The following is a 12,893-nucleotide window of genomic DNA, read 5'->3' on the forward strand; positions in this document are numbered from 1 at the left end:
TTCAATCGGGCGACTATTTCAAACTGTGTACGGCGGAGTATGGCAGAGGATGCGGTGGGGGCTGTGAGGTAGAGCGTTGCAGGATGTAAGAAACGTTTGGGGCTGCTTTGCAGCCCATTCGCAGCGCAAGGCTGCTCCTACAGGAGAACGCGTACACCTGTAGGAGCAGCCTTGTGCTGCGAAGAGGCCTTCAGTTACTGCGAATAAGTCCGCAGGAAATTCCCGATCCGCCCGATCGCCGCTTCCAGGTCGTCCACCCGCGGCAAGGTCACCACGCGGAAGTGGTCCGGCCATGGCCAGTTGAACGCTGTACCTTGCACGATCAGCAGTTTTTCCGACAGCAGCAGGTCTAGCGCGAACTTCTCGTCATTGAGGATCGGGCAGACCTTCGGGTCGATCCGCGGGAATGCATACAGCGCGCCCATCGGCTTCACGCAGCTCACGCCCGGGATGTCGTTGAGCAGCTCGTAGGTGCGGTTGCGCTGCTCCAGTAGGCGGCCTTGTGGTAGCACCAGGTCGTTGATGCTCTGGTAGCCGCCCAGGGCGGTCTGGATGGCATGCTGGGCCGGCACGTTGGCGCACAGGCGCATGTTGGCCAGCATGTCGATGCCTTCGATGTAGCTATGGGCGTGGTGCTTGGGCCCCGAGATGATCAGCCAGCCGGAACGGAAACCCGCCACCCGGTACGACTTGGACAGGCCGTTGAAGGTCAGGCACAGCAGGTCGGGGGCCAGCGAGGCGGTGCTGATGTGCACGGCTTCGTCGTAGAGGATCTTGTCGTAGATCTCGTCGGAGAACACCACCAGGTTGTGCTGGCGCGCCAGCTCCAGCATGCCCAGCAGCAGCTCCTTGGAGTACACCGCGCCGGTCGGGTTGTTCGGGTTGATGATCACCAGGGCCTTGGTGTTCGGGGTGATCTTGGCCTTGATGTCTTCAAGGTCAGGGAACCAGTCGGCCTGTTCGTCGCACAGGTAGTGCACCGGCTTGCCGCCAGCCAGGCTCACTGCGGCGGTCCACAGCGGGTAGTCGGGGGCCGGGATCAGCACTTCGTCGCCGTTGTTGAGCAGCGCCTGCATCGACATGACGATCAGCTCGGACACGCCGTTACCGAGGTAGATGTCCTCGATGGTGACGCCTTCGATTTCCTTCTGCTGGCAGTACTGCATCACCGCCTTGCGCGCGCTGAACAGCCCTTTGGAGTCGCTGTAGCCCTGTGCGGTGGGCAGGTTGCGGATCACATCCTGGAGGATTTCGTCCGGCGCCTCGAAGCCAAACGGCGCCGGGTTGCCGATGTTCAGCTTGAGGATGCGGTGGCCTTCCTCCTCCAGGCGTTTGGCGTGCTTGAGCACTGGGCCGCGAATGTCGTAGCAGACATTGGCGAGCTTGTTCGATTTGCTGAACTGCATGATGGGGTCCCGGTTGAGAATACGCACCGCGCCCTTTCGAAAGGTTTGAAAGGGCAGGAAGCGGGTGCCAGACTGAACGCCTGGCACACGAAGCCAACTAATATACGTGCCACCCGCGTTACGGAAAAGACGGCGCGGGGTGAAATTAAGCCTGTCGAGGTCCCTACATGCAAAAGATCGAGAAGACACTTGAACAATGGCGGTCGATGCTCGACCCCGAGCAGTACCAGGTGTGCCGCCTCAAAGGCACCGAGCGGCCGTTCAGCGGCAAGTACAACAGCGAGCGCCGTGATGGTATCTACCATTGCATCTGCTGCAGCCTGCCGCTGTTCGATGCGCAAACCAAGTTCGATTCTGGCTGCGGCTGGCCGAGCTTCTACGCGCCGATCGAAGACAGCGCGATGATCGAGATTCGCGACACCACCCACGGCATGATCCGCACCGAAGTCACCTGCGCCCGCTGCGATGCGCACCTGGGCCACGTGTTCCCCGACGGGCCACCCCCGACCGGCCTGCGCTATTGCATCAACTCGGTGTGCATCGACCTTCGACCACGTGACTGACCGGAGCCTGAACATGGCTGGATCGATGCTGGACATCCCTTGCGTGACCCTGGGGGGCGAGCACAAGAAGCTCGGTGACTTCCCGGGCAAAGTCCTGTTGGTGGTCAACACCGCCAGCCAGTGCGGCTTTACCCCGCAATACAAAGGCCTGGAGCAGCTGTGGCAGGCCTACCGCGAGCGCGGCCTGGTGGTGCTGGGCTTCCCCTGCAACCAGTTTGGCAAGCAAGAGCCGGGCGAAGCGCGTGACATCGCGCAGTTTTGCGAGCGCAATTTCGGCGTGAGCTTCCCGCTGTTTCGCAAGGTCGAGGTCAACGGGCCGGGTGCTCACCCGCTGTTCGTCGAGCTCAAGCAGCGCGCCCCCGGCCTGCTGGGCAGCCAGAAGATCAAGTGGAACTTCACCAAGTTCCTGGTCGACCCTGCCAGTGGCCAGGTCACGCGCTATGCGCCGACCACCAAGCCGCAGGCACTGGAAGCAGACATCGAGCGCCTGCTCAGCCGCTGATCGGCACCCAGTGCTCGACCAGCGCCAGCAGCTCTTCGCGGCGGAACGGCTTGGCCAGGTAGTCGTTCATGCCCGCCGCCCGGCAGCGCTCGCGCTCTTCGGGCATGGCATTGGCGGTGAGCGCGACGATTGGCAAGTCTGGCCAGCGGCCGCTCTGGCGGATACGCCGGCTGGCTTCGTAGCCGTCCATCACCGGCATGTTGCAGTCCATCAGCACCAGGTCGAAATCCTCTTGTTCTAGCAACGCCAGGGCTTCGGCGCCCTGGGTGGCCAGCTGTACCTGGCAGCCGAGCTTGGCCAGCATGCCCTTGGCCACCAGTTGGTTCACCGGGTTGTCCTCCACCAGCAGAATCCGTGCACGGCCTTGTTCCGGGGGGGTGTGCGGGTTGGCCAGCGGGTGCTCGGGCTCGTGGCCTTGCAGGATGCGCCGTAGCGTCTGGTACAGCGCATTGCGCGCCAGTGGCCGGGCCAGTTGGTGCAGCGGCGCAAGGTTGATGGATTGCTCATTGGGCAGGAAATTGCCGTAGGCCGTCACCAGCAGGATGGGCGTTTTCAGTGCAGGGCGCAGCGCCAGCAGGTGCTCCAGGTCGTCGGTGATCAGCAGGTCGAACGTCGCAGTGTGCAGGCCTGCGCTGCTGTCGTGGCGTTGGTACGCCAGGCCCCAGGCGGGCAGCAGGTCTTGCAGCAGCTCATGCAGCCCGCTGCTGGCATCGCTCAGGGCCACCACGCGGCCCTGCAGCGGCGCCGGCGGGATGGCTTCAGTGTGCACGGCCAGTGGCAGCTCTGCGCTGAAGCGGCTGCCAAAGCCTGGTTCGGACTGGATATGCAGGTGCCCCTGCATCGCCTTGCACAGGTTGCGCGTCAGTGCCAGGCCCAGGCCGGTGCCGCCGTACTGGCGGGTGATGCCAGCGCCAGCCTGGGTGAAGGGTTGGAAAATCCTCGCCTGCGCCTCCTCGGGGATGCCGATGCCGGTATCGCGCACTTCCAGGCGTACACCGCCGACAATCGTCACCAGGCGAATGTCGACGCGGCCGAAGCGGGTGAACTTGAGCGCGTTGGACAACAGGTTGCTGACGATCTGGCGCACCCGTGTCGGGTCGCCAAGCACGCTGCTGGGGAAGTCGCGGGCGATCAGGCAGGTCAGCTCGACGCTTTGCGCGGTGTTCTGCGACAGCAGGTTGGCGGTGTCCTCGACCATCGAACCCATGTCGAAGGCAATGCGTTCGAGCTCCAGCTGGCCGGCATCGAACTTTGACAGGTCGAGAATATCGTTCAGCAGCTCCACCAGCACCTTGCCCGAGTCGTGGGCGATGGTCATCTGTTGGCGCTGCTCGCTGGGCAGCGGGCTGTCCAAGGCCAGGGCGATCATGCCGAGCATGCCGTTGAGCGGGGTGCGGATCTCGTGGCTCATGTTGGCCAGGAAGGCCGCGCGCGCCTGGGCCATGTCAAGGGCCCGGCGCCGGGCTTCTTCGAGCTCTTGGTTGGACAGGCTCAAGCTGCTGTTGCTGGCCTTGAGCTGGTCGGTGCGCGCCGACACGATGTCTTCCAGCTCGTTCAGGTACTGGGTCAGGCGGTTTTCGGCGTTACGCCGCTGCTCGATCTCGGTGGCCATGCTGATGAACTGCTGGTTGGCGACTTTGACCAGCACGCCGATCTCGTCGTGTTCGTGGCCATGGGGGCATTCCAGCCGTGTTTGCCGCGGCTTGCGCGGGTCGCTGCCGCTGAGCGCGCCAATCACGGTCACCAGCGGTTTGGTCAGCATCATGTAGAACAGCGCCAGCAGGATCCCGGTCAGCACCAGGCTGCGGGCGAAGCCGTTGAGCAGGGTGATGCTGGCGCGGTCGAGGAAGCGGCTGCCGAAGGCGTAGGTGTCGACGTCCAGGTACAGGGTGCCCAGATATTCATTGGGCATATGGGCGAGAAACAGGCGGTCTTGAAGCTGGCGCTGCTCGCCGAACAGGAAGTCGCTGAGCGGGCGGTAGCGGTCTTCAAGGCGTGGGCGCTCGACGTCGGCCAGCACGGTATCGTTGTTGTCGATCAGCCGGGCGCGGATCACCGCTGGCGATTGCAGCAGGCCGCGGGTCAGCTCCAGGGCCAGTTCGGCATCGATGTTGTAGGCGATGCGCGAAGCCGGGTTGTGGCTGATTTGCAGCAGTGCACGCACTTCACGGTTGATGGATGCGTCTTCGCTGGCATAATCGATGCCGATCTGGATGAGACTGAGCAATGTTCCCAGGATGAAGCCGACCAGGACTGTCAGCCGGGCTTGCTTGTATGACAGGCGATTGGTGAACTTGATATCCATGAGTCCCGAGCCGGTTTCACGTCCCTTGCGCTGCGCAAGCATAGCCGAATAGCCCCGGCTGCTGGCGGGTCTGTCACACATTCAACCTTGATTGCTTGTATGCAGTGCCGGCCTCTTCGCGGGTAAACCCGCTCCCACAGGTTATTTCGCAGCCTTCAGCGCTGTGCAGTACCTGTGGGAGCGGGTTTACCCGCGAAGAGGCCGGCACTGCATCCCAGAATCTGAATTTGTAGGAGTCGTCATGGACGCTCGCTTGATTGCTTTTCTGGACCGCGCCGAATCGGTACTGGCGCGCCTTGAGCCGCTGTTGCCCGCACCACGCCCAGACATCGACTGGCACACCACCTTGGCCGCCCGCTGGCAGCGCGATGGCCGCACCGGTTACCTGATGCCCCTTGAAGTCAGCCTGGACATCCGCCTGAGCGACCTGATCGGGGTCGACCAGCAACGTGACCAGCTGGGCCGCAACACCCACCAGTTCATCAATGGCCTGCCCGCCAACCATGCCTTGCTGTGGGGCTCGCGTGGCACCGGCAAGTCGTCGCTGGTGCGCGCCTTGCTGGCCGAGCACGAAGGTGCCGGCCTGCGCCTGATCGAAATCGAGCGCGACCACCTGGCCGACCTGCCGCGGGTGGTCGAGCAACTGCAAAAACTGCCACAACGCTTCATCCTGTTCTGCGACGACCTGTCGTTCGAAGCCGGGGAGGGCGACTACCGGGTGCTCAAGAGCGTGCTCGACGGTTCGCTGGAGCAAGCCCCCGACAATGTCTTGCTGTACGCCACCTCCAACCGTCGCCACCTGGTGCCGGAGAAAGAGAGCGACAACGAGAACTGGAAGCGCGTCGACGGCGAGCTGCACCCCAGCGAAGCCGTGGAAGACAAGATCGCCCTGTCTGACCGCTTTGGCCTGTGGCTGTCGTTCTACCCCTTCACCCAGGACCACTTCCTTAATGTGGTCGAACACTGGATCGGCCAGTTGGCACGTCCTGCCGGGTTGAACTGGCAGCGGGACGAAGCCCTGGACATCCTCGCCGTGCGCTGGGCCACTGGCCGCGGCAACCGTAATGGCCGTTGTGCCTATCAGTTCGCCCGCTACTGGGTCGGGCTGCAATTGCTGGAGCAAAAGTAAATGATCGACCTCAATGCCAGTGGCGCCGGCCTCGATGGCTATAACCTGCTGGCCGCGCAAGTGCAGGCGCTGTTTGCCGACGAGCGTGACTTCATCGCCAACGCCGCGCAGTTTTCGGCGTTTCTTTATAACCAGGTGGACGACCTGAACTGGGCGGGGTTTTACCTGAACCGCAACGAAGAGCTGGTGCTCGGGCCGTTTCAGGGGCAGGTGGCGTGTGTGCGTATTCCGTTCAGCAAGGGTGTGTGTGGCGCGGCTGCGGCCACGCGGCAAACCCAGCGGGTGGAAGACGTGCATGCGTTCCCGGGGCATATCGCCTGTGACAGCGCATCCAACAGCGAGCTGGTGATTCCGTTGGTGAAGGCGGGCAGGTTGATTGGGGTGCTGGACCTGGACAGCCCGAAGGTGGGGCGCTTCAGTGAGGCGGACCAGGTGGGGTTGGAGCGGTTGGCGGCGATCTTTCTGGAATTGACCGACTGCTGATAATTGTGTTGCCTGTTCCGGCCTCTTCCCGGGCAAGCCCGCTCCCACAGGGGGCGGCGCGGTCCCTGTGGGAGCGGGCTTGCCCGGGAAGAGGCCAGTGCAGGTTTAGCAATCAGTCGTACATCGCCTTCTTCTTCCAGGTCTCTTCCTCGTCGGTCTTGAGCCCGTCGGTCAGTTCGTTGTGCTCGTCCTCCGCCGGTGCCATGCGGTCCATCACCTGGGCGTTGGCCCGTGCCAGCAGTTTCTCCAAGTAGGTCAGCTGCTCTTCATACACCTTCGGCTCAGGCTGCTTGCGCAAATACTGCACACCCCGCTCGAAGGCGAGGCGTGCCTGGCCCGGCTGAGCTTTCTGCAAGGCCAGCTGGCCAAGGTTGTTGAAGAACTCGATGTGCAGCAGCACCAGGATATGACGGATCTCCTTGACCCACTGCTTGGCCTCGTTGGCAGGCAGGAAGCCCTCCTGTGCGGCGCGGGCGACCTGCGTGTGCAGCGCTTCGAGCAGAAAACGCACGTCCTTGGCCTTGGCCTCGGTCTGGATCGGGTTAGGCGGGTTGTTCACCGGGATCTTTTCGCCCAGGGCGATCTGGCCTTCCAGCTCGGCGATGCGCGCTTTGAGTTCAGCATTGTGTTTGTCCACCGTCAGCTGGCGCTGGTTGAGGTTCAGCTCCAGGCGGGCCAGCAGCAGCTTGAGGGCCGGGGTCATGAACTGGCCGGGGAAGGTCTCGGTGATTTCGCCGCAGCGGCGCAAGCGGTCGGCCAGCTCGATCTTCAACCGTGCGCGTTCCAGCTTGCTGTTCTCGACCACATTGTTGAGGTAGCCGATCACGATCAGCAACGCGATACCCGCCACGATGAGCAGAGTGATCAGAAGTGGTGTCACCGTTAATGCCTCATGAATAGGTTTGCATTATTGAGTGTAGGCGCGAGCTTGCTCGCGAGAGGCCCTGACAGGCATTCTCTTTCTATCGGCAAACTATGCCATGGCTGGATGCTGGCACATTAATGCTGACTTGACGCCAGAAAATCAACGCCAAACCCCTGCGGGCTGCCTGAAACAGCGCGCGGCACACCCGGAAGTCATTGATTTAAATAAATTTCTACAAAGGGGTTGACGCATCTTCGAAGCATCCATAGAATGCGCGCCACTTGCAGCGTAAAGCACACAGCGAAACGCGGCAGGGAGTGAAAGCAGCATGTAAGTGCTTGCAGCGTGTCCCCTTCGTCTAGTGGCCTAGGACACCGCCCTTTCACGGCGGTAACAGGGGTTCGAGTCCCCTAGGGGACGCCATATTGCGGGAATAGCTCAGTTGGTAGAGCACGACCTTGCCAAGGTCGGGGTCGCGAGTTCGAGTCTCGTTTCCCGCTCCAGTTTCTCCGGCAACGCTTAATGGCGGGGCAGGAAAAGAAAGCCCAGGTTGAATCGTGAGGTTCAATATCTGGCGCACTGAAAAGTGTTGTGTGTCCCCTTCGTCTAGTGGCCTAGGACACCGCCCTTTCACGGCGGTAACAGGGGTTCGAGTCCCCTAGGGGACGCCATTTGCGGGAATAGCTCAGTTGGTAGAGCACGACCTTGCCAAGGTCGGGGTCGCGAGTTCGAGTCTCGTTTCCCGCTCCAAACATGAAAAACGCCACTCTTTCGAGTGGCGTTTTTTTTTACCTTTTAAAAGGTCTACTAAAAAATCTACCGGTGCTCAAGCGTAGCCGCCGCATAGGGGTATTTCAGCCAGCTCTTTTTATCGTCGAACGAGACCTCTACCGATACGTGGAACTGATAGTTCAGCGCCAGTTTCATCAGGTCGGTCTTGCTCACTGCGCCCAGTGTCAGGATGCCGGCCTCGGTGGGTACCGGGAGTTCATTGGCGATGGCAAGCCTGATGACCTTGGAGACGTCGCCGCGCTCCACCCCTTCAATCCAGGCGTTGACGTATTGCGACGTGTGCCGGAGTAGCCAGTCTCCCAATGTGAACGCAGCGCTTTCCCACTGGGGGCGCAGGTTAATTGCGCCATCCTGGATTTTGTTGCACTGCACGATTGGAAGGCCTTCGATTGGCCTCACCGCGACATAATGCGAAGGAGAGACCGGCACATCAGGATTGTTGATCTGATAATACAATTCGACCCGGCTGTTCATATGCGGTGGGATATACACACGTGGGATACGGACCTCACGCACGCCTGGTGGCATGATGGCCGAGGTCCCCCCCAGTGTGCCTGGTTCGCCCCAGATGGCGGTGACAGTCTCGTTAGGCCTGATTTCTACCTCTTCTGGGATGATGAATGTCACGCCATTGATCGCGTCGCGTACATCCAAGGTGCTGAATGACGCGTTGCCTTTTGCTTCTTTGATGAAAGGTGGCAGCAAGATTCGCGGAGGGGGATTGGGATTGGACTTCACATTGCGCATCTCAGCACGCTGGGCTGCTGTGCCCGCCCGGTCTTGAATGATATAACGGGCAAAGCAGACATCCGTCGAAAACTGGCGGATGACGGTACCGGGGTAACTCACTTTGATAGGTTTGCTTTCGAGGCCATCAGGATTGAGATCGTCCGGGTTTAATTTACGGATGCCGGCTGTCTGCCACTCACCGGGGTATCCCTGCCATTGCCATTCCAACGTATCACCCACCTCGGCACCTGTATAGGGAGGGATCGTCGCTTCGGCCTGGTCGCCGTTGTCCTTCAGATAATCGTCAGTGATGCCATATTGTTTGACATAGTCTGAGAAGCTCAGTTTTTCATCATGCTGGTTCAGCAAGGGTGGGGTCTTGTCGATGTAGATATCCAGCGGCCGCGAAGCCGCTTGGGTGTCATTGAAAATGGTGACCTCGTAGTGCAACTGGTGCGGGCCTTCGACCATAGTGCGAACGGGTACAAGGATAAAGAGTTCTTCAGGCTTGATGGGCTGGTTGAAGGTCTTCTTTTCAACCAGCACGCCGTTCCAGTACAGGCTTAGATATTCTTCGTCCGTCTCGCTGGGGTTCGAGTGAGCCCACAGGGGGAATTCGACCCGCAAGGGCAGATAGGTTGCCAGGAACGACACCGTGTTCGGTATTCCTCCTTCTATATCGGGCACCAGGTCTGGCACGTTTGGAGGTACGAGGAGGGCTGTGTCCTTGGCGGTCGCTTTCTTTGCAGGTGCCTTCCTGGTAGACGTTTTCGCTTCAACGGAGCTTTTTTTCTGTGTCATCGACCTTCCCTTCCTCTGATGCATGAATGAAAAAGGGAAGGCGCTTAGGCCTTCCCTTCGTTGTCACCAGTTGTAACGCACGCCGAAATTAACGCCCCACGGCTGTTCTATCTTGCTGCCGTTGCTGTAGTCGAAGTCGGCGTGTGCTTGCCATTTATCGTCCCAGGCGACTGCCATCCCGACCCCCACTTCGCCGCGCGAGCCTGACAGGTCGGTGCCGAAGCGGTTGTCGTTCACTTTCACCTGGTTGTCATTGACGAATTCGTGAACGGCGGCAACCCGCAGGTAAGGTTGCACGCTGCGCCCTTCGCCGGCTGTGAAGGTGCGCCCTACGGTGCTGCCCACTTTGCCCAGCACCGAACGGGTGCGTTCGCTTTCGGCACGCATGCCGTTATCCAGGGTGTAGTCCTTGCCTTGCACCACAAGCCCGGACAACTGCGCGAAGGGTTCGACGAACCAGCCATCTGCCAGGGCCAGTTGGCGCCCCACTTCCAGCGATACGCCGGCACCCAGGGCGGCATAATCGCCCTTGGCCTTGCTGTCGTCGCTCATGCGCACGTCAGCCTGGTTCTTGAACCGGTTGAGCCGAGCCACGGCGTCGAAGTAGTAGCCGCTGTCGGGATCGAGCCAGGTGGCATAAGCGCCGGCATGGTAGCTGTCGACGCTGGCCGACGAGCCCCGGGTGAGGTTGAGGTCAGAGTTGCTGTAGCCAGCCGTGACCCCGACCAGCCAGTTACCGTCGCCAGCAGCCACGGGTGTGTCGGTACCGATCGACAGCCCTTGCTGCTGTTGCTGGTAAGCGGCGCCAGAGGTGCCCGAAACGTTGTACTGGTTGGCGTAGGTGCGTACCCAGCCACCGGCTTTGCGCGGGTCACGGCGCACCTCGCCCATGCGGCTGCGCAAGGTGCCCAGCTCGCCATACCAGATGGTGGGTGCCACATTGGCCAGTGCCATGACCGACTGTGTGCCAGGGCTGACCGTGCGGGTAGCTACGTCCAGGTACCAATCGTTGCTGTCTCGTTGCACCAGGTCGTAGGAATACGCACCCAGGTCCACAGCGCCCCCCGCCAGTGAGAACTGCGCATCGCCCGCGGCGGTGTGCACCACATGAAGGCTGTTGTCGGCAAGCGGGTCATTGCCGCTGGGGCTGATCAGCAACTGATGAGTGCCGCTGGCGGTGCCCGTCACCTCAAGGAAGTCCGACTGAGCGGTGCTGAAGTCTGCCTCCATGATAAAGGTGCCGTTGCCTGCCAGCTTGTCCACCGACAGGGTGAAGAAGTCCCCTGGCCCGCCGAAGCGCACTGCACCTTCATTGAGGGTGAGGTCGCTGGTGTGGCTGTTCTCGATCAGGACCCACTCGGCGCCGCTGTTGATTCCCAGGCTGGCGACGTTATCCAGGCGGCCCGTGAGGGTGGCGCGATTCTCCAGCAACACGTTCGCGGTGCCGCCGGCGGCCGCGACGATATCGCCGTGCAAGTGGCTGTCATTGACCCGTAGGTTGGCGGAAGCGTCGTCCGCCACCTCCAGCAATACGCCATTGCCACCGCTCAAGGTAGCGCCGTTGAGCACGTCGATCTGTGCGGAAGCTGCGAAGCCCGCACCGCGTCCTACCATGATTGCTGGGCCGTTGCGCCCTTCGACCAGGCTGTTGTCCACGACCAGCGTGGAGCCGCCGCGGCCATTGTCCTCAAGGATGCGCGCACCATAGCTGCCACCACTGAGGGTGCTGCCCTCTTTGGCAGTCAGGGTGCCCGCCACCATGCGCACCCCTTCGCTCGCAGCATCGGTACCCCTCAGCGCGCTGCGTTGCAGTTCGGCAGTGCTGGCGTTGATGGTTGCGCCCTGGACGCCACCCTCGACCACGCTGTCGCTGATCACGGCGGTCGAACCGTTGCTCAAGCCAAGGCCGCGAGTGTTGCTGCTGATGGTGGTACGTTGCACGGTGGCGCTGGCGCTTCTGAGCGACAGGCCATTGGCGTTGGTTTCGGCGGTGACCTGGCTGTCGGACAGATTCACGGTGGAGCCTGCCTCGGCGGCGATCTGCAGGGTCGTCGCACCCTCGGCGGTAAGTGTGGCTGGGCCGATTACCCGGTAGCTGTCCAGCGTGCTGCCTGCACCGAGCTGGGTATCGTCGCTGATCAGGGTTTCGCCCCAGGCAGAGGTGGCGAACAGCAGGGGGCCGAACAGCATGAACCCAGCCGCTGGTGAACGGCGGCGGGGAGGGAAGGGAGGGCGACTTGGCATGAGGGCACCATCAAAGTGAGTGTTTTCCTGTAAGACCCTTCTCTTATTTGTGAGGGACGGATCTGTTAAGCCGCGAGGTTAGTCACGGTTGGTCGCGAAAAATGTAGGAAAACTCCTACTCAATGGATGGAAAATTCGTCACCAGGCAACGGCCCTGGAGGCAGGCCGTTGCGGGTGCAGGATCACGGCCTGGTCAAGTCGCAAGAACCGTTGGTGCCCTGATCGGACATGCTGATCCTGTTCTCGGTTGGTCTGGATATGCCAGAGATAGGAATGCCACGGAATATATCGCTGTCGGTGAATGTTTCCCCGACTGTTAGGTTGGCGCGGGTCCCGGGGATATCGCGTTGCGCGTAAGTCTGGGCCCTGGTCCATTCACGGTTACCCTGTTGGTCCTGACGCCAGGACTGAGTGCTGCGCAAGCGCCATTCGCCAAGGTTGACGCCGCTGTTCAAGTGCAGGTCGTCACTGCTGTAATTGCCCGTGTAACGGCTGCGGCCTTGCAGGGTTGAGGCTTGATAGCTGACGAAGGCAGCGTTGATACCGCTGTCCCAGTGCGCGGGGTCGACCTGGCCGCTGGCGTCTCGGCGCATGGCGATTTGCGGAATCGAAATGGCCACCCGCAATTCGCTGGCCCTGAAGTCGATTTGCGCGCCGGGCACAACAGCCTTCAGATCCAGACAGGCGCGATGCTGATCCTCGATGTTGGCCAGTGCATCAAGTCGCAAACCCCATTCACCCAGCAACTTGGCGGGCAGGCAAGGTTGCAGCTCACCCTCGGCGGTAGGCTGGAAATCCAGTTCGTGCTCGCCCTGTGGTTCAAGGTTGACGTGCACGCTCACCCGGTAGAGGCCTGGTGCAAGGTCCTGGTCGCGGGTCAACATGCCCAATGACCAGGCGCCTACGTCTTCGGACTGGCCCGGCACCTGGCGGAGAAAGCCGCTCTGGAAGCCGGTCTCCGCTTTAACAGTGGGCACCAGTATCAATGCCGAGCTACCTAGCAGGCACAGCAATGCGCCGCGCTGATGGCGTGACGCACGCCAGCGTGATAAGGGGAGGAACATCATGACGATT

At 61.4% G+C, this 12,893-nt stretch carries 10 protein-coding genes and 4 tRNA genes; 8 read left to right on the forward strand and 6 right to left on the reverse strand.

Annotated elements, in window-relative coordinates; translation table 11 throughout:
• Positions 1-194: 194 nt before the first annotated feature.
• Positions 195-1,406 (reverse strand): pyridoxal phosphate-dependent aminotransferase, encoded by a 1,212-nt coding sequence (locus D886_RS0122455; RefSeq protein ID WP_027596049.1) that lies wholly within the window; start codon positions 1,404-1,406, stop codon positions 195-197.
• 167 nt (positions 1,407-1,573) lie between these two features.
• Here D886_RS0122455 and msrB point away from each other — a divergent pair, with 167 nt between their 5' ends.
• Together msrB and D886_RS0122465 are read left to right on the forward strand one after the other, a co-directional pair.
• Complete coding sequence (gene msrB, locus D886_RS0122460; RefSeq protein WP_027596050.1) at positions 1,574-1,969, forward strand: peptide-methionine (R)-S-oxide reductase MsrB; 396 nt, start codon at positions 1,574-1,576, stop codon at positions 1,967-1,969.
• Between the two features lie 13 nt (positions 1,970-1,982).
• A complete protein-coding gene (locus D886_RS0122465; RefSeq protein WP_027596051.1) occupies positions 1,983-2,471 on the forward strand; it encodes a glutathione peroxidase in 489 nt (162 codons plus the stop codon).
• On the opposite strand, the gene D886_RS0122470 is transcribed toward D886_RS0122465, so the two are convergent.
• Complete coding sequence (locus tag D886_RS0122470) at positions 2,461-4,818, reverse strand: response regulator (protein WP_027596052.1); 2,358 nt, start codon at positions 4,816-4,818, stop codon at positions 2,461-2,463. The two genes, D886_RS0122465 and D886_RS0122470, sit on opposite strands and share 11 nt — an antisense overlap.
• Positions 4,819-5,017: 199 nt before the next feature.
• Between D886_RS0122470 and D886_RS0122475 the strand changes: the two genes are divergently transcribed.
• Both D886_RS0122475 and D886_RS0122480 read left to right on the forward strand, forming a co-directional pair.
• Complete coding sequence (locus tag D886_RS0122475; RefSeq protein WP_027596053.1) at positions 5,018-5,905, forward strand: ATP-binding protein; 888 nt, start codon at positions 5,018-5,020, stop codon at positions 5,903-5,905.
• Positions 5,906-6,388, forward strand: coding sequence for a GAF domain-containing protein (locus D886_RS0122480; RefSeq protein WP_027596054.1), 483 nt, complete (start codon positions 5,906-5,908; stop codon positions 6,386-6,388).
• Positions 6,389-6,500: 112 nt separating this feature from the next.
• On the opposite strand, the gene D886_RS0122485 is transcribed toward D886_RS0122480, so the two are convergent.
• The gene (locus D886_RS0122485; protein WP_027596055.1) at positions 6,501-7,268 is read right to left on the reverse strand and encodes a hypothetical protein; all 768 of its coding nucleotides are present in this window, start codon (positions 7,266-7,268) and stop codon (positions 6,501-6,503) included.
• A 332-nt stretch (positions 7,269-7,600) separates the two neighbouring features.
• Here D886_RS0122485 and D886_RS0122490 point away from each other — a divergent pair.
• From D886_RS0122490 to D886_RS0122505, 4 genes are all read left to right on the forward strand, one after another.
• Positions 7,601-7,676: transfer RNA gene (locus D886_RS0122490), tRNA-Glu, on the forward strand.
• A 4-nt stretch (positions 7,677-7,680) separates the two neighbouring features.
• A tRNA-Gly gene (locus tag D886_RS0122495) sits at positions 7,681-7,756 on the forward strand.
• Positions 7,757-7,848: 92 nt separating this feature from the next.
• Positions 7,849-7,924: transfer RNA gene (locus tag D886_RS0122500), tRNA-Glu, on the forward strand.
• Positions 7,925-7,927: 3 nt separating this feature from the next.
• A tRNA-Gly gene (locus D886_RS0122505) sits at positions 7,928-8,003 on the forward strand.
• A 66-nt stretch (positions 8,004-8,069) separates the two neighbouring features.
• Here the strand turns inward: D886_RS0122505 and D886_RS0122510 are convergent.
• The 3 genes from D886_RS0122510 to D886_RS0122520 form a co-directional block, all read right to left on the reverse strand.
• Complete coding sequence (locus D886_RS0122510) at positions 8,070-9,575, reverse strand: hypothetical protein (RefSeq protein WP_256215265.1); 1,506 nt, start codon at positions 9,573-9,575, stop codon at positions 8,070-8,072.
• Between the two features lie 63 nt (positions 9,576-9,638).
• Positions 9,639-11,765 carry an autotransporter outer membrane beta-barrel domain-containing protein gene (locus D886_RS0122515; protein ID WP_155951458.1) on the reverse strand — a complete coding sequence of 709 codons (2,127 nt, stop codon included), beginning with the start codon at positions 11,763-11,765 and terminating at the stop codon, positions 9,639-9,641.
• A 236-nt stretch (positions 11,766-12,001) separates the two neighbouring features.
• Positions 12,002-12,886 (reverse strand): FimD/PapC N-terminal domain-containing protein, encoded by an 885-nt coding sequence (locus D886_RS0122520; RefSeq protein WP_027596058.1) that lies wholly within the window; start codon positions 12,884-12,886, stop codon positions 12,002-12,004.
• Positions 12,887-12,893 lie beyond the last annotated feature (7 nt).

The organism is Pseudomonas sp. LAIL14HWK12:I7 (genome assembly GCF_000483465.1).
Lineage (GTDB): Bacteria > Pseudomonadota > Gammaproteobacteria > Pseudomonadales > Pseudomonadaceae > Aquipseudomonas > Aquipseudomonas kermanshahensis.